Raw genomic sequence first — 15,314 nt, forward strand, 5'->3', positions numbered from 1 at the left:
TTGGCCGACTACATCCACTATTACAATCACGACCGAATCAAGCTCAAACTAAAAGGCCTGAGCCCTGTTCAGTACAGGGCCCAGGCCTTGGCTGCCTAGGGAACTAAACCGTCCAACTTTATGGGGTCAGTTCACCTTCGGCAGCGCTTTTTCATTCCGGCCGCTGTCGGTAGATCCCGGGCCGGTTGATGTGCCAGAAGAGCTTCGGATTGTCGGGCGTCGTGAACCCGAGCTTCTCGTACAGCCAGGGCGCGCTCGTCGTCGCCAGCAGCAGCCGGCGGTAGCGTTCGACGCCGGGATACGCCAGCATGCATTCGACGAGCCACCGCCCCAGTCCCTTGCCGCGATACGCCTCGATGACGAACACGTCCGCCATGTAGGCAAACGTCGCACGGTCGGTGATGAAACGGGCGTAGCCGATCTGCCGGCCGTCGTCGTACAGGCCGAAGTTGAGGCTGTGCGCGATGGCGTTGCGTACCGTCGCCTCGTCGATGCCCGCGGCCCAGGTGGTCCGGGTGAGGTTCTGGTGAATGACGTCGAGCTGCAGGAGGCTGTCGTCGGTCGAGACCAGGTAGGTGTCTTTAGTCCAGTTCAGCATCGGCGTACGCTCCGCGTCAGGCCGCCAGCCATGCGGCCAGCGCCAGCGCGGCCGGCACGGTCTGGACGAAGAGGATGCGGCGCGACACCGTCGCCGCACCCCAGACGCCCGCGACGGCCACGCACACGAGCCCGAACACGGCGAATGCGCGCCCGATCGCCGGATTCGGGTGCAGCAGTCCCACCGCCAGGCTCGCCACCAGGAAGCCGTTGTAGCAACCCTGGTTCGACATCAGCGGCGCGAGCGCGTCCACCCTGTCTTCCTTGATGCCGAACACCTTCCTGCCGCGCGTGCGGAACAGGACGGTCTCGATCAGCACGATGTAGACGTGGATGGCGATGACGATGGCGGTGAGGAGGGTGGCGATGAGCAGCATGCGTGTTCGGCAAGATGGTAATGCAAGTACTCTACCGCATCCGGAAGCGCTTGGGTTTCCAAACTGCATCTGCTCACTGTACGCGCCCCACCTGCGCGAACTTCGCAACCATGTCGGCGAACGTAAGCCGGGTATCGATCGTCTGGTACACGCGCATGGGCCGGCCATTGGGATTCGCGACGTACCGCCCGTCGTCCGCCAGGCGCGGTGTCGGGCGCACGACGTAGGCGCTCGACGCGCTGTCCGGTTCGAACGACGACTGCAACGCGGTGAGGGTCACGAGCGGGCTGTCGCCAAGGATGTAGGTTTCGCCCAGGCCGTCCTTCATGAGGGCGGTTACACGTTCCAGCTGCCGGATCAGGAACGTCCCGAGCTTGCCCGCGTCGCGCAAGCCGGCGCCGAGTTCCGCGTGACTGACGATGAGCTGGCGGTACACGTTGCGCGGCACCTGCCAGATCTCGACATCGCTATGATTGAACACCCACTGGGCGGCCACCGTATCGATGGTGAGGTTGTATTCCGCGTCGTGGCGTGGCGGAACGCCCGGTAGCAGGTCGCCGTGCTCCATCCCGCCGATCCACACGAGCTTCAGGTTGCGGCTTATCCGCGGTGCCAGCATCAACGCCGTCGCGAGGTCTGTCAGGCCGGCGCCGGCGGCATAATAGAGCGGCAACTTCGTATTCGTACGCGTCGCTTCGGCGATGATGCCGCGGGCCGCCTCGGTCATGTCCGGCAGCTCACCGTTCGACAACGCCGTGCCACGGCCCGCGATGACGGGCGGTTGTCCGGGCAGGCGCATCGTCGCATACAGCTCGCGCACCTTGGCAACGGCGTTCTCCGGTTGTCGCGTCGAGCCGTCGAGAAAGTCGCCCGTGTGGATGTGGGAACCGATCACGAAGGGAATCTCGACCGATGGCGAGGCCAGGTGGTGCGCCAGCTGGAACAGGCCGTCGGGATCGCCCGAGAAATCGTTGTCGACGATCACGCGCTGCCGCGGTACAGCGGTAAGCGCAGGGGCGGATCGGGCCCCCAGGAGTGCCGCAGCGGCCACGCCCGCACGCAGGATGGCCCGGCGGCGAAGGAACGGAACGGTGGTGGTATCCACGGGGCCCTGGTCCTCAGCGCATCAGCTTGTCCAGCTCCGGCTGCATCGCGCGCTGCCAGATCTTGTAGCCTTCGGCATTCGGATGCAGCAGGTCCGGCATGATGTCCTTCGACAGCGTGCCGTCCGGCGCCAGGAACGCCTTGTTCATGTTCAGGAAGAACACGTGCTGGTTGTCGGCCAGCTTCGGCAGCATCGCGTTGACCTTCTCGTTGTTCACCCGTTGTCCGTCGTCCGGTTTCTCGCCGCGCGGGAAGATCGCCAGGAGCAGGAGCTTCGTCTTCGGCAGGCGCTTGCGGATCTCCGCGACGTCGCGCTTGATGCCGGCGAAGATCAGTTCCGGCGCCTCGGCGCGGTGGCCCGTATTGTTGGTGCCGATCATCAGCACGGTGACCTTCGGATCGATGCCGTCGATCTCGCCATGCTGGAGGCGCCACAGGACGTTTTCCGTGCGGTCGCCGCCATAGCCCAGGTCCAGCGGATTGTACTTGCCGTAGAACGCTTTGAAGAGCTCCGGCTGCTCTTTTTCCCAATGGTGCGTGATGGAGTCGCCGATGAAGACGAGGTCCGTGCGCTCGCCGGCGGCCTTGCGGCGCGCAATCTCGGCCAGTTTCTCTTCATGGCGCGGCATCCACCAGTCGATGGACCACGACTCGTTCAGCGGCTCCGGCGTCACGCTGGCCGTGCGGTAGTCGGGGCACGTCTGGTTCGGCTTGCCGGCCGGGTCGATGCGGATATTGGCGATCTCGACGTCGCCGGCGCCCGTGCCGTCCAGCGCGAACGGTTTCGTCACCGCGCTGAAGTCGTCGCCTTTGTGATGGAAGCACGACAGCGCGTAGCTCAGGTGCTGCCAGCCCTTGCCCTGGGCGGCGCGCGCGGGGATCACGTTGCCGACCTTGCGCTCGCAGTTGTTGCCGCAGTCCATACGGACGCTCAGGCCGCCCTTCGCCAGCTCGTTCACCTTCAGGTCGAACGAGACCGTGCCCTTGGCCAGGTAGGGGCGCAGGTCGAGCGGTGCGCTCTCCACGCGCACGGTCGAGAACCACGCGTCCTTCCACGTCAGGCCGAGCGCGTCGCCGGCCGCATCCTTGCTGGTGCGGCGGGCTTCGACGACGGCGTTCTTCAGCTTCGGGTCGTCGTCCATGCGGCCGGCGTCGCCGTCCAGCGGCTTTTGCACGTCGAAGTCGCCGAACATGACTTTGGCGCCGGCGAGCGGCTGGCCGACGTAGAGGGGCAGGGAGGCGGCTGCCGTCGCCGCGCTGGCGGCCAGGGCGGACAGGATCAGTACGGCGGAATGAGAAAGTTTCATGGGCGTCTCTCGTTTTGTTGTTTGGTCGAACAAATTGGTCAAAAAAAAGCGCCCACGAGGAGCGCTTTGTTCAGGTGTGACCTGATTACTGGATCTTGGCCTTCTTCATCAGCTCTTCACGGAACGCGGCCAGCTTGCGCTGCTGCAGCGATTCCGCGACCTGCTGCTTGACTTCTTCCAGCGGCGGGATCTTGGCGGCGCGGACGTCTTCCAGCTTGATCACGTGGTAGCCGTATTGCGTCTTGACCGGGGTCTCGGTGATCTGGCCTTTGTTCAGCGACGTCATGGCCTTCGAGAACTCAGGCACGAACGAGGCCGGGCTTGCCCAGTCCAGGTCGCCGCCGTTCGCTGCCGAGCCCGGGTCTTTCGACTGCTTGGCCAGGTCTTCGAACTTGGCGCCGCCCTTCAGCTTGGCGATGATCTGCTTGGCTTCGTCTTCCGTGCCGACCAGGATGTGACGGGCGTGGTATTCCTTGTCGCCCATCTGCGCCTTGTACTTGTCGTACTCGGCCTTGATGTCGGCGTCCTTGACCGGGTTCTTCTTGATGTAGTCGGCCAGCATCGCATTGATGATGATGCTCTGGCGGGCGTTGTCGATTGCGTTCTTGACGTCCGGACGGGTGCCGACGCCTTGCTTGTCGGCTTCCTGGATCAGGACTTCGCGGCCGATCAGGTCCTTCTTGATTGCCTCGCGCAGTTGCGGGGAATCGGTTGCCTTGCCCTGGGCGACGACCTGCTTGACCACCTGGTCAACCTTGGCCGCGGGGATGGGCTTGCCATTGACGGTCGCAACGTTCTGCGCGAACGACGGCAGGGCTACCATCGCGGTCATGGCTAACAACAGGCGGGCTGGCTTCACAATCATTTATTCGATCCTATCTAAAACCGGTGGTGGTGATCCGGTGGTCAACACGAAATGTCGCCGTGGCGACGAAAACCGGCGGGCGAAGCCGCCGGCGCTGCAATGTTACTGTACCTTTGCCTTCTTGACCATTTCCTCTTGATACGCGGCCAGCTTTTGCTGGGTCAGCGCTTCGGAGATCTGCGGCTTGACTTCGTCCAGCGTCGGCAGCTTGGCCGGACGGACGTCGTCCAGCTTGATCACGTGGTAGCCCACCTGGGTCTTGACCGGGGTGTCGGTGATCGCGCCTTTCTGCAGGTTGGTGAAGCCCGCTGCGAATTCCGGCGGGAACGACGACGGGCTGGCCCAATCCAGGTCGCCGCCGTTGTTGGCGGTGCCGGTGTCTTTCGATCCCTTGGCGAGGTCTTCGAACTTGGCGCCGCCTTTCAGCTTGGCGATGGCTGCCTTCGCTTCGTCTTCGGTCGCGAACAGGATATGACGCACGTGGTATTCCTTGTCGCCGGTCTGCTTCGCGAAGCGGTCGTACTCGGCCTTCACTTCGGCGTCGGACACCGGGTGCTTCGTGATGTAGTCGCGCGCGAGGGCGTTGATCACGATGGTCTGGCGGGCGTTCTCCAATGCCGCCTTGACTTCAGGATTCTTGTCGTAGCCTTGCTTGATCGCTTCCTGCATCATCACTTCGCGCGAGATCAGGTCCTTCTTGATCGCGTCACGCAGTTGCGGGCTGTCGGTGCCCTGGCCTTGCGCCACGACCTGCTTGACGATCGCGTCGGCGCGCGACGACGGAATGGCTTTGCCGTTCACCACGGCGAGGTTCTGTGCAAACGAAGGCGAGTACGCAAACGATGCGGCGATAGCGATCAGGGCTAACAGCAGCCGTGCTGGCTTAAAAGTCATTTTGTTTCCTGTGAGGGGGTTGCTTGGACGAAGATTTGATTAGTTTTTGTAGTGCGTAGCGGATTCTGGATCGACTTACTTACATCTCACTTAAGACTTCCGAAAAACACGCGTCACGACTGCTCCGAAGGCGCGACGGCGGTAATCGCCAGGGCATGTATGTCGGTGTGCATCATACCTTGCACGGCATCATATACCAGTCGATGTCGCATGACCAGTCTCAGTCCCTCGAAGCGTTCGGAAACGATTTTCACTCGGTAATGCCCCCCGCCGGAGGCCGCGCCGGGGTGCCCTGCGTGCAGGTGCGAATCGTCGCCGACCTCCAGTACGGACGGGCTCAATGCGGCGTCGAGCGACTGCCGGATGCGTTCCACGCGGTCATCCATCATGCGTCTCCCTTGCCCTGCGGCTGTTCATGTTCTTCGATGTACTTCGACAGCATCAGGGTCTGGATGACGATGAACGCGAAGAAGATGCCCGTGATGCCGAACAGCTTGAAGTTCACCCACGCGCCCGTGTTGCCCTTGAAGACGATGAAGGCCATCACCAGGTTCAGCACGCCGATGGCGGCGAAGAACCCCATCCATGCATAGCCGACCTTGGCCCAGACGGCGTCCGGCAGGCGGATCTGCGCTTCCATTACCTTGCGCATCAGGTTGTTGCGGAAGCCGACCTGCGCGACGAACAGCGCCAGCGCGAAGGCCCAGTACAGGATCGTCGGCTTCCACTTGATGAAGTCCGGATCGTGGAAATAAATGGTCGCGCCGCCCGTCACGACGATGACGCCGAGCGACAACCACAGCATGCCGTCCACCTTGCGGCCGCGCGCCAGCAGGTACAGGATCTGCAGGATGGTCGCGATGATGCCGACCGCGGAGGCGAGGATGATCGGCGACTGGTCGGGCGTGACGCTGCCGCCGGAGATCAGGGCGCCCATGTACTGCTGGACGAGCGCATGCGCCGCGTCCTGGTGGCCATCCGCGACCTTATAGACGAGGAAGAAGAGGATGACCGGGAACAGGTCGAACAGGAATTTCATCGGTACGTTGCCCCTGGTTCAGATCGGCTCGAAGCGGAGCGCGGCCGAGTTGATGCAATAGCGCAGGCCGGTCGGCGGCGGGCCGTCCGGGAATACGTGGCCCAGGTGGGCATCGCAGACGGCGCAGATGATTTCCGTGCGCACCATGCCATGAGTCCTGTCGACCTTCTCGATCACGTTGTCCGGATCGAGGGCCTTGAAATAGCTGGGCCAGCCGCAGCCGGATTCGAATTTCGCGTCCGATTCGAACAGCGGCGTGTCGCAGCACACGCAGTGGTAGATGCCGTGCTCATGGTGGTCCCAGTACTTGCCCGTGAACGCGCGCTCGGTCGCCGCGTGGCGGGTGACCTGGTATTCCATCGGGTCCAGCTGGGTGCGCCATTCGGCGTCGGTTTTCGTCACTTTGTCGGTCATGATCCCTCGTTTTTCATCGTTTCAGGAAGAGCAGCTCACCTCGAGGTGCGATGCCCAGTCCGGCGGCAGTGCCGCGTAGGCGTCGTTCCCGGGCTGTACGTCGAACGGACGCTCGAGCACACCGAGCAGCCTGCGCACTTCGTCAAAGTCGCCATTCTGCGCCTTTTCGATGGCCACCTGGGCCAGGTAGTTGCGCAGTACGTATTTGGGGTTGACGGCGTGCATCGCAAGCCGGCGCTCGGCGTCGACACTGTCCTCCTGGCGCAGCCGCGCGCGGTACCCGGCGGCCCACGCGTCGAACGCGGGGCGGTCGAGGAACAGGTCGCGCAGCGGCGCATCCGCTTCGGGTTCTTCCAGCCGCAGGTCGCCCAAGCGGCGGAAGAACAGTGTGAAGTCGACGTGGTTCGCCTGCATGAGCTTGAACATGTCGTCGGCCAGCGCGCGGTCGTTCTCTTGCGTCGACTTGAGCCCGAGCTTGGCGTGCAGCAGTTGATCGAACTTTTCGCCGTAGGCGTCGACGTACACGTCCAGGGCGGCCTGCGCCGCTTCCTGGTCCTCGATCAGCGGCAGCAGCGCGTTGGCCAGCGCATAGCAGTTCCAGTGGCCGACGGGCACCTGGTTCGCGTACGAATAGCGCCCGCCCTGGTCCGTGTGGTTGCAGATGTGGTCGACGTCGAACGCTTCCATGAAGCCGAACGGGCCGTAGTCCAGCGTGAGCCCCAGGATCGACATATTGTCCGTGTTCATCACGCCATGCATGAAGCCGACGGATTGCCAGTGCGCGATCATCCGCGCCGTGCGGCGCGTGACTTCCTCGAGCAGGGCGAGATAGGGATTGGGGGCGCCGGCCAGGTCTGGATAGAACGTCTTGATGACGTAGTCGGCCAGGGTGCGCAGTTCTTCCGGCTTGTCGCGGTAGCGCCAGTGCTCGAAGGAACCGAAGCGCACGAACGACGGCGCCATGCGGGTGACGACGGCGGCCGTCTCCATCGTTTCGCGGATCACGCTCTTGTTCGAACCCGTCACCATCAGCGCGCGGGTCGTCGGAATGCCGAGGGCGGCCATCGCCTCCGAGCACAGGAATTCGCGGATCGACGAGCGCAGCACGGCGCGGCCGTCGCCCATGCGCGAGTACGGCGTCATGCCCGCGCCCTTCAGCTGGAGTTCCATGCGGCCCTCGGGACCGTCGATGTCGCCCAGCAGGATCGCGCGGCCGTCGCCCAGCTGGCCGGCCCAGTGGCCGAACTGGTGGCCGGAATAGACGGCGGCCAGCGGCTGCGAGCGGGGCGGGACGTGGTTGCCCGTGAAGACGGCGACGATATCCTCGTGCGCGAGGTCGGCGGCGTCGAGCCCGACAAGCCGCGCAGCCGGCGCGCTGGCCGCGACGAAGTAGGGCGCGGGCAGGGGCGTCGGCATCAGGCGCGTATAAAACGCGGGCGGCAGTTCGGCAAAGGCATTGTCGAATGGCAGATCGTCGGCGGTGCGGGTGCTGATAACGCTTCCTCGGGTTGATTGGTTCTTCGTGCGCGGATTTTACCGCACACGCGCGGATTCTATGGGCGCAAGACGTGCGCGGCCTATCCGGGTTACATTCCGTAACCGTTTGGTAATGTCACCTGCTGCAGTGCAGCATCGAATGTCGTTGACGTTTTCCGTACGAGCGTTCGAAACTCGACTTCCCGCAAGCAACCCCGAGAGACCGATGACACCTGTTCCGTTGATGGGCCGGATGATGGACCAGCCCCTGTTAATCTCCAGCATCATCCGGTTCGCCGCGCGGCATTACGGCGGCAGCGAGATCGTCTCGCGCCGGGTCGAGGGCGACATGCACCGCTACACGGTGCGCGAGTGCGAAGCGCGGGCGCGGCGCGTGGCGAACGTCCTGCGGGCGCAGGGCATCGCGCTGGGCGAGCGCGTCGGCACGCTGGCGTGGAACGGCTACCGGCACCTGGAACTGTATTACGGTGTGTCCGGCGCGGGTGCCGTGCTGCACACGATCAATCCGCGCCTGCATCCCGAGCAGATCGCGTACATCGTCAACCACGCCGACGACCAGCTGCTGTTCTTCGACCTGACGTTCCTGCCGCTGGTGGCGGCGATCGCACCGCTGTGCCCGACGGTGAAGGCGTTCGTGCTGATGAGCGACCGGGCGCACATGCCGTCCGACGGCAGCATGCCGAACCTGCTGTGCTACGAAGACCTGCTCGCCGCGGCGGCGGAAGACTATGAATGGCCCGAACTCGACGAGCGTGCGGCTGCGTCGCTGTGCTATACGTCCGGCACGACCGGCAATCCGAAGGGGGCGCTGTATTCGCACCGGTCGACCGTGCTGCATGCGTACGCGTCCGCGATGCCCAACGCCCTGAACGTGGCCGGGCGCGACGTCGTGCTGCCCGTCGTCCCGATGTTCCATGTGAACGCGTGGGGCCTGCCGTATTCCGTGCTGCTGTCCGGCGCGAAGCTGGTGCTGCCCGGCGCGGCGCTGGACGGCAAGTCGCTGTACGACCTGTTCGAGGCCGAGGGCGTCACGTTCTCGGCGGGCGTGCCGACCGTCTGGCTCGGCCTGGTCAATTACGCGCTGCAGAACCGGCTCACGTTCTCGACGTTCCGCCGCACGGTCATCGGCGGCGCCGCGTGCCCGCCCGCGCTGATGGACACCCTGATCGACCACTTCGGCATCGAGGTCATCCACGCCTGGGGCATGACGGAGATGTCGCCGCTCGGCACGACGTGCGGCCTGCTGGCGCGGCACCGCGACCTGCCCGTCGCCGGGCAGCGCGCCGTGCTGCGCAAGCAGGGCCACGCCATCTTCGGCGTCGACATGAAGATCGTCGACGACGCCGGCAACGAGCTGCCCTGGGACGGCCTTACCTTCGGTCACCTGCTTGTAAAAGGTCCGTGGATCATCTCGCGCTACTTCCGCGACGAGGGCGGCGACGTGCTGCAGGACGGCTGGTTCCCGACCGGCGACGTGGCGACCATCGACGCGGACGGCTACATGCAGATCACGGACCGCAGCAAGGACGTCATCAAGTCCGGCGGCGAGTGGATCGGATCGATCGACCTCGAGAACATCGCGATGGCGCACCCGGCCGTGCTGCAGGCCGCGTGCATCGGCGTGCGGCATCCGAAGTGGGACGAGCGTCCCGTGCTCGTCGTCGTGCGGCGGCCGGAAGCCGAGGTGACACGCGAGGAGCTGCTGCGGTTCTTCGATGGGAAGGTGGCGAAATTCTGGATGCCGGACGACGTGCTGTTCGTGGAGTCCCTGCCGACCGGGGCGACCGGCAAGATCCAGAAGAACCGCTTGCGCGAGCAGTTCCGCGACTACCGCCTGCCCGGCGCGTGCCAAAAATAACACGACCGTTCTTTTAACGGTTATATTGTCGCCACCGACAATCACACCCATGCAAGGAGACCCATGAGCGCCGACTACCAGGTCATCGACGACGTCGCCGTCATCACGCTGAACAACCCGCCCGTCAATGGCCTCGGCCTCGCGACGCGCACCGCCGCCGTCGAAGGCCTCGATCGCGCTGCGCAGGATCCGGCCGTCAAGGCCATCGTCATCACCGGCGCCGGCAAGGCGTTTTCGGGCGGTGCCGACATCCGCGAGTTCAACTCGCCCAAGGCGCTCACGGAACCGACCCTGCATACGCTGATCCGTACGGTCGAGAATTCGGCGAAGCCCGTCGTCGCCGCGATCCACACGGTGTGCATGGGCGGCGGCCTGGAACTGGCGCTGGGCGCCAACTACCGCGTGGCGCTGCCGGGTGCGCAGATCGCGCTGCCGGAAGTGAAGCTGGGCCTGCTGCCGGGCGCCGGCGGCACGCAGCGCCTGCCGCGCGTGCTGGGCCTGGAGACGGCGCTGGACATGATCGTGACGGGCACGCCGGTGCTGTCCGACAAGCTGGCCGGCACCCTGCTGTTCGACGAATTGCTTCCGGCCGGCTCCGACCTCGTCGCGGGCGCGATCGCGTTCGCGCGCCGCGTCGCCGGCGTGCGGCCGCTGCCGAAGGTGCGCGACCGCCAGGTCGGGCATCCGGATGCGGCAGGCTTCCTGGCTGCCGCGCGGGCCCGCGTAAAAGTGGCGGCGGGGCCGTTCCCGGCGCCCGTCGAATGCGTGGAGACCGTCGCGGCGTCCGTCGAAAAGCCATTCGAAGAGGGCCTGAAATTCGAGCGCGAGCGCTTCATCCATCTCACGCAGACGACGGAATCGAAGGCGCTGCGCCATGCGTTCTTCGCGGAGCGCGCCGCGAGCAAGGTGCCGGATGTCCCGGCCGACACGCCCGTTCGCGCGATCCGCAGCGCGGCCGTCGTCGGCGCCGGCACGATGGGCGGCGGCATCGCGATGAATTTCGCGAACGCCGGCATTCCCGTGACGATCCTCGAGACGAAGCAGGAAGCGCTCGACAAGGGCTTGGCCACCATCCGCATGAATTACGAGAACACGGTCAGGAAGGGCAAGCTGGCGGCGGACAAGGCCGGGCAGCGCGTGGATCTCATCCGCGGCACGCTGGATTACGCCGACATCGCCCAGGCGGACATCGTCATCGAAGCCGTGTTCGAAGACATGGACGTGAAGGCGTCCGTGTTCCGTCAGCTGGATGCGGCGATGAAGCCGGGCGCCATTCTCGCGTCGAACACGTCGACCCTGGACCTGAACCGCATCGCCGCGTTCACGGCGCGCCCGCAGGACGTCATCGGCCTGCACTTCTTCAGCCCCGCCAACGTGATGAAGCTGCTGGAAATCGTGCGCGGCGCGGCGACCGGCAAGGACGTGCTGGCGACCGCGCTGGCGCTGGCGAAGAAGATCAGGAAGACGGGCGTCGTCGCCGGCGTGTGCGACGGCTTCATCGGCAACCGCATGGTCGAGCAGTACATCCGCCAGGCGGGCTTCCTGCTGGACGAAGGCGCGCTGCCGCAGCAGGTCGACGCGGCCATCGAGGCCTTCGGCTTCGCGATGGGACCGTTCCGCATGGGCGACCTGGCCGGCAACGACGTCGGCTGGTACATCCGCAAGCGCCGCGCCGTGGAGTCGCCGGACCTGAAGTATTCGAAGACGGCCGACCTGCTGTGCGAACAGGGCCGCTTCGGCCAGAAGACGGGCGCCGGCTGGTACGACTACCAGGCGGGCGACCGCACGCCGCGGCCGTCGCCGTGGGTCGACGACATGATCGTGCGGCATTCGCAGGACCTGGGCATTGAGCGCCGCGCCATCTCCGACGAGGAGATCGTCGAGCGCCTCGTGTACGCGCTGGTCAACGAGGGCGCGCGGATCCTGGAAGAGGGCATCGCGCTGCGCGCATCCGACGTCGACATGGTCTACCTGTCCGGCTACGGCTTCCCGCTGTTCCGCGGCGGCCCGATGTTTTATGCGGACACGGTCGGCCTGCCGACCGTGCTGGCGGCCGTCGAGAAGTATGCGCGCGGCTACCACGGCGAGGCGTGGACGCCGGCGCCGCTGCTCGTCCGCCTGGCGGGCGAGGGCAAGAGCTTCAACGGCTGACACGCCATAACGTCAGCGCGGCGCCCGCGTACCACAGCGCCTGCACGCCCGTCAGCAGCATCAGCGAATGCGGGTGCATGTGCAGGCCGCTCGCGGCCGCGAGCGCCGTGCCCAGGCCCGCCGGCAGCGCCAGCGCGGCGAGCAGCGTGCATTTGCCGTCTGCTGCGCGCGGGCTGGCCCACGACAGGCAGCACATGCCTACGCCCATGCCGATCAGGCCCGCCTTGGTCAGCACCTGGATCGCGATGGCGAGCAGCGCGAACACCGCGGCCGTGGCGTCGTGCGGCCAACCCTGCTCGATGGCGACCCTGGCGAGTCTCGACGTGATGAAGCCGTCGCCCAGCATCGCGCCGCCGACGGCCGCGCAGCCCAGCGCATGGCAGGCGACCCCGAACACGATGGCGGGACGGCGCGGGCCGAGCGTCTGCGCCAGCGCGATCACGCCGTACAGCAGGAAACCGCAGGCGACGAACAGGGCGCCGTGCACGCGTGCGGCGCGGTCGCCCAGGCGCACGAGCGCGGCCAGCGTGTCGGCGTAGCCCGTGCCGTGCGCGACGACCGGATGGTGGAACAGGAGGGCGACCATCGCGGCGCCGGCGAAGGCGAGGGCCCAGGCGGCGGGCGGGATGGAACGGGGCGTGCGGTCGGCTGCTATCATGGCGGTCCTTTCGGTCGAAAACCCTATTGGACCAGCGGCGGGCGTCGCGTTGGCGGATGGTGTGGCCGCGGCGTCCGTTAGCGGACAAAACCGCCTGGACGTCCGGTTACGCCCGCTGATGTCCGCTCATGGAGATGCGATGGAAGAAGTCGTTCAAGACCGGCGCCGGCAGCGCACGCGCAAGGCCGCCGTCGGGGCGTTCATCGAACTGCTGATGGCCGAGGGCTATGACGCCGTCGCGATGACGGCGGTGGCCGAGCGCGCCGATCTCGGCCGCTCCACCTTGTACGAACATTTCCGTACGAAGGACGACCTGCTGGCCGCGTCGATGGACTGGCCGCTGCGCGTGCTGGCGGCCGATCCGCCCGATCCGGCGGCTCTGCTGGCGCTGATCGAACACGTGCGCGAACGGTCCGGCGCGGTGCGCGTGCTGCTGGAACAGCCGCTGCGCTCGCGCATCGCGCGCCTGCTGGCGGCGCGGATCTTGCCCGGGTTGCGTGCCCGCGGCGTGGTGGGCCCGCGCGCGGACGTGCGCGCGCTCGCGTGCGCGGAAGGCCAGTTCGCGGCGCTCGCACTGTGGATGCAGGGCGGCGGCGTGCCGGCGCCAGTGCTCGCCGAGGAACTCGCGCGATTGTCCGCCGCAGCGGCCACGCCGGGCCAATGCCCCTGATGCGGTCAGGGTGCGCGCCGTGCTAGGCTGTCCGCCATGAAGAACGCCCTCCTGATCGCGACCGCCTGCCTGCTCGGACTGTTGTCCACGACCGGCGCGTCGCTGCCTTATCCCATCCTGCCGCCGCTGTTCGTGAACGGCGCGCCGGACAGCCTGACGCACTTCCTCGGCCTGCCGCCGAAGCTGTTGTTCGCGCTGGCGCTGATGGTCAACCCGATCGGCCTGCTGCTGGGCACCGCGGTGCTCGGGTCGCTGTCCGACCGCTACGGCCGCCGGCCGCTGCTGCTCGTGACGGCCGTCGGCGCCGCCATCGGGCACGTGCTGACGGCGTGGGCGCTGGCGAGCCGCTCCTATCCGCTGTTCCTCGTCGCCCGCTTCGGCACGGGCCTGCTGGAGGGCCACAGCGCGATCGTGCGCGCGATGCTCGCGGACCGCCTGCAAGGCCCGTTGCGCAATCACGCGCTGTCGTGGCTGAACGGCGCGCTGCACCTGGGCTGGCTCGTCGGGCCGCTGCTGGCCGGGTTCACGATCGCGTGGGGCCTCACGATCCCGTTCTACATCGCCGCGGGCGCGCTGCTGCTGGGCGCGGCGCTGGTCGGCTTCGCGCTGGAACGCAAGCCGCGCGCGGCCGGGCCGTCGTGGTGGAGCGTCGCGCGCGAACGCCACGCGTTCAACCTGCTGCGCCACGACGGCCTGCGCGCGCTGTTCGGCGTGCAGCTCGCGTACACGTGCGGCGTGACGGCGTTCTACGAGTTCTATCCGCTGTGGCTCGTCGAGGTGGGCCATTACGACACGCGCGCGATCGCGCTCGTCAACGTCGGCATGTGCGGCCTGATGACGTGTTCCGCGCTGTTCGCCGGCCGTGCGAGCCGCACCGAACCGATGCGCCGCGCGGCGTGGCTGGCCGCGTGCGTGGCGCTGGCCATCGGCTCGCTCGGCGTGGGTCATCTGTGGGTGGGCCTCGTGGGCATCATGGCGTTCGGGCTGCCGCATGCGTTCTACAATGCCGTCGTGCAGGCGTGGGCCGCGGACCGCTTCGGCGGCGGTCACGGACAGGGCGCCGTCATGGGGCTGCTGTCGACGACGTTCTGCCTCGCGAACATCCTGATGGCGGCGGCGGGCGCCGTGCTGACGCTCGTCGACACGCGGCTCGTGCTGCTGACGGGCGCGATCCTGACGGCGTGGGCGGCGAACCGGATGCGGGCGTGGGGCAGCGGCGCGATGGCCGGATTGCCGCCGGCCGCGTAAACGATTCTCGATGGAGGGCTGGTTGAAAAAAGCGATCCTTCTGCTGGTGTGTCTTGTTCCCTTGGCCGCCCTGGCGGCCGGTCGAGGTTGCGGCGAGCAGGTCGCGTTCCGCTGGGTGCCGAAGGATGCGGACGCGCGGTCCGCGGGCAGCGTCCACGTCGTCGACGCGCGCTCGTCACGGACCGTGCAGGTGCTCGACGGGGTGACGAATTACTACGGCGACGACGGCGGGCTGTTCGCGCAGGACCTGGACAACGACGGTTGTCGGGACCTCGTCGTGACGAGCGACGTCGCACCCATCGGCAATACGAGCAGCACGGTCTACCTCTACGATCGCGTGCGCGGACGCTTCGTGTTCAACGAGGCGCTGTCGGCGATCGGCAATATCAGCGTCGACGGCCGCGATCCGGGCTGCGTGACGGGCGACTGGAAAGGCGGGGCGGACGATGTCGGCGGCGAGCGCTATTGCTGGCGCAAGGGGCGGCTCGTCAAGACGAACGAATACAGCGTGCGGCCACTGTACGACAGGGACACCGGCGCGTTCTCGTGTTACGAGCACGTCGACACGACGTACGCGGGCGGCAGGAAACGCGTGCGCAGGAACTGCACGAAGCGATTCTGATGCCGCCCGCCTG

Annotated in this window: 17 protein-coding genes; 6 read left to right on the forward strand and 11 right to left on the reverse strand. The window is 66.4% G+C overall.

Annotated features, from left to right (window positions below; genetic code table 11):
- Positions 1-99 (forward strand): IS3 family transposase (locus ASD28_RS31160; RefSeq protein WP_156650903.1); only part of this gene is annotated, 99 nt, incomplete at its 5' end.
- A gap of 52 nt (positions 100-151) precedes the next feature.
- Here ASD28_RS31160 and ASD28_RS15515 read toward each other — a convergent pair.
- The 10 genes from ASD28_RS15515 to ASD28_RS15560 form a co-directional block, all read right to left on the reverse strand.
- Entirely contained in the window at positions 152-598 is a 447-nt protein-coding gene (locus tag ASD28_RS15515) for a GNAT family N-acetyltransferase (protein WP_056129616.1), read from the reverse strand.
- A 16-nt stretch (positions 599-614) separates the two neighbouring features.
- Positions 615-974 (reverse strand): DUF1304 domain-containing protein, encoded by a 360-nt coding sequence (locus ASD28_RS15520; RefSeq protein WP_056129620.1) that lies wholly within the window; start codon positions 972-974, stop codon positions 615-617.
- A gap of 73 nt (positions 975-1,047) precedes the next feature.
- Positions 1,048-1,959 (reverse strand): nucleoside hydrolase, encoded by a 912-nt coding sequence (locus ASD28_RS15525; protein ID WP_200948987.1) that lies wholly within the window; start codon positions 1,957-1,959, stop codon positions 1,048-1,050.
- Positions 1,960-2,092: 133 nt separating this feature from the next.
- Positions 2,093-3,385, reverse strand: coding sequence for a putative glycoside hydrolase (locus tag ASD28_RS15530; protein ID WP_056129622.1), 1,293 nt, complete (start codon positions 3,383-3,385; stop codon positions 2,093-2,095).
- Between the two features lie 85 nt (positions 3,386-3,470).
- Positions 3,471-4,250, reverse strand: coding sequence for a peptidylprolyl isomerase (locus tag ASD28_RS15535; protein ID WP_056129624.1), 780 nt, complete (start codon positions 4,248-4,250; stop codon positions 3,471-3,473).
- A gap of 102 nt (positions 4,251-4,352) precedes the next feature.
- Positions 4,353-5,144 (reverse strand): peptidyl-prolyl cis-trans isomerase, encoded by a 792-nt coding sequence (locus tag ASD28_RS15540; protein WP_056129627.1) that lies wholly within the window; start codon positions 5,142-5,144, stop codon positions 4,353-4,355.
- A 113-nt stretch (positions 5,145-5,257) separates the two neighbouring features.
- Positions 5,258-5,533 (reverse strand): BolA family transcriptional regulator, encoded by a 276-nt coding sequence (locus tag ASD28_RS15545; RefSeq protein ID WP_036229424.1) that lies wholly within the window; start codon positions 5,531-5,533, stop codon positions 5,258-5,260.
- Positions 5,530-6,183: a septation protein A gene (locus tag ASD28_RS15550; RefSeq protein WP_056129630.1), complete on the reverse strand. Its 654-nt coding sequence runs from the start codon at positions 6,181-6,183 to the stop codon at positions 5,530-5,532. The genes ASD28_RS15545 and ASD28_RS15550 overlap by 4 nt, the downstream gene beginning before the upstream one ends.
- Positions 6,184-6,201: 18 nt before the next feature.
- Positions 6,202-6,597, reverse strand: a complete 396-nt coding sequence (gene msrB / locus ASD28_RS15555; protein ID WP_056129633.1) for a peptide-methionine (R)-S-oxide reductase MsrB — start codon at positions 6,595-6,597, stop codon at positions 6,202-6,204.
- A 21-nt stretch (positions 6,598-6,618) separates the two neighbouring features.
- On the reverse strand, positions 6,619-8,013 hold the full coding sequence (locus tag ASD28_RS15560; RefSeq protein ID WP_056129636.1) for a YdiU family protein: 1,395 nt from the start codon (positions 8,011-8,013) through the stop codon (positions 6,619-6,621).
- 286 nt (positions 8,014-8,299) lie between these two features.
- Here ASD28_RS15560 and ASD28_RS15565 point away from each other — a divergent pair, with 286 nt between their 5' ends.
- Together ASD28_RS15565 and ASD28_RS15570 are read left to right on the forward strand one after the other, a co-directional pair.
- Positions 8,300-9,952, forward strand: a complete 1,653-nt coding sequence (locus ASD28_RS15565) for a 3-(methylthio)propionyl-CoA ligase (RefSeq protein WP_056129639.1) — start codon at positions 8,300-8,302, stop codon at positions 9,950-9,952.
- Between the two features lie 63 nt (positions 9,953-10,015).
- Positions 10,016-12,103 (forward strand): 3-hydroxyacyl-CoA dehydrogenase NAD-binding domain-containing protein, encoded by a 2,088-nt coding sequence (locus ASD28_RS15570; RefSeq protein WP_056129641.1) that lies wholly within the window; start codon positions 10,016-10,018, stop codon positions 12,101-12,103.
- Here the strand turns inward: ASD28_RS15570 and ASD28_RS15575 are convergent.
- The gene (locus ASD28_RS15575; RefSeq protein ID WP_056129643.1) at positions 12,093-12,761 is read right to left on the reverse strand and encodes a hypothetical protein; all 669 of its coding nucleotides are present in this window, start codon (positions 12,759-12,761) and stop codon (positions 12,093-12,095) included. The genes ASD28_RS15570 and ASD28_RS15575 overlap by 11 nt on opposite strands.
- A gap of 139 nt (positions 12,762-12,900) precedes the next feature.
- Between ASD28_RS15575 and ASD28_RS15580 the strand changes: the two genes are divergently transcribed.
- Genes ASD28_RS15580 through ASD28_RS15590 form a run of 3 tightly spaced genes read left to right on the forward strand, consistent with a single transcriptional unit; the run spans position 12,901 to position 15,301 of the window.
- Entirely contained in the window at positions 12,901-13,431 is a 531-nt protein-coding gene (locus ASD28_RS15580; protein WP_056129645.1) for a TetR/AcrR family transcriptional regulator, read from the forward strand.
- Positions 13,432-13,467: 36 nt separating this feature from the next.
- On the forward strand, positions 13,468-14,679 hold the full coding sequence (locus ASD28_RS15585) for an MFS transporter (protein ID WP_056129647.1): 1,212 nt from the start codon (positions 13,468-13,470) through the stop codon (positions 14,677-14,679).
- Between the two features lie 22 nt (positions 14,680-14,701).
- Positions 14,702-15,301: a hypothetical protein gene (locus ASD28_RS15590; RefSeq protein WP_156403930.1), complete on the forward strand. Its 600-nt coding sequence runs from the start codon at positions 14,702-14,704 to the stop codon at positions 15,299-15,301.
- The last annotated feature ends 13 nt before the right edge of the window (positions 15,302-15,314 follow it).

It is taken from the genome of Massilia sp. Root133, from assembly GCF_001426525.1.
Classification (GTDB): domain Bacteria; phylum Pseudomonadota; class Gammaproteobacteria; order Burkholderiales; family Burkholderiaceae_D; genus Telluria; species Telluria orientalis.

What these genes read in the sequence shown, in the direction of transcription:
- ASD28_RS15515 (WP_056129616.1), bottom strand. Translation starts at nt 598, where the DNA reads ATGCTGAACTGGACTAAAGACACCTACCTGGTCTCGACCGACGACAGC.
- ASD28_RS15520 (WP_056129620.1), bottom strand. Translation starts at nt 974, where the DNA reads ATGCTGCTCATCGCCACCCTCCTCACCGCCATCGTCATCGCCATCCAC.
- ASD28_RS15530 (WP_056129622.1), bottom strand. Translation starts at nt 3,385, where the DNA reads ATGAAACTTTCTCATTCCGCCGTACTGATCCTGTCCGCCCTGGCCGCC.
- ASD28_RS15535 (WP_056129624.1), bottom strand. Translation starts at nt 4,250, where the DNA reads ATGATTGTGAAGCCAGCCCGCCTGTTGTTAGCCATGACCGCGATGGTA.
- ASD28_RS15540 (WP_056129627.1), bottom strand. Translation starts at nt 5,144, where the DNA reads ATGACTTTTAAGCCAGCACGGCTGCTGTTAGCCCTGATCGCTATCGCC.
- ASD28_RS15545 (WP_036229424.1), bottom strand. Translation starts at nt 5,533, where the DNA reads ATGATGGATGACCGCGTGGAACGCATCCGGCAGTCGCTCGACGCCGCA.
- ASD28_RS15550 (WP_056129630.1), bottom strand. Translation starts at nt 6,183, where the DNA reads ATGAAATTCCTGTTCGACCTGTTCCCGGTCATCCTCTTCTTCCTCGTC.
- msrB (WP_056129633.1), bottom strand. Translation starts at nt 6,597, where the DNA reads ATGACCGACAAAGTGACGAAAACCGACGCCGAATGGCGCACCCAGCTG.
- ASD28_RS15560 (WP_056129636.1), bottom strand. Translation starts at nt 8,013, where the DNA reads ATGCCGACGCCCCTGCCCGCGCCCTACTTCGTCGCGGCCAGCGCGCCG.
- ASD28_RS15565 (WP_056129639.1), top strand. Translation starts at nt 8,300, where the DNA reads ATGACACCTGTTCCGTTGATGGGCCGGATGATGGACCAGCCCCTGTTA.
- ASD28_RS15570 (WP_056129641.1), top strand. Translation starts at nt 10,016, where the DNA reads ATGAGCGCCGACTACCAGGTCATCGACGACGTCGCCGTCATCACGCTG.
- ASD28_RS15575 (WP_056129643.1), bottom strand. Translation starts at nt 12,761, where the DNA reads ATGATAGCAGCCGACCGCACGCCCCGTTCCATCCCGCCCGCCGCCTGG.
- ASD28_RS15580 (WP_056129645.1), top strand. Translation starts at nt 12,901, where the DNA reads ATGGAAGAAGTCGTTCAAGACCGGCGCCGGCAGCGCACGCGCAAGGCC.
- ASD28_RS15585 (WP_056129647.1), top strand. Translation starts at nt 13,468, where the DNA reads ATGAAGAACGCCCTCCTGATCGCGACCGCCTGCCTGCTCGGACTGTTG.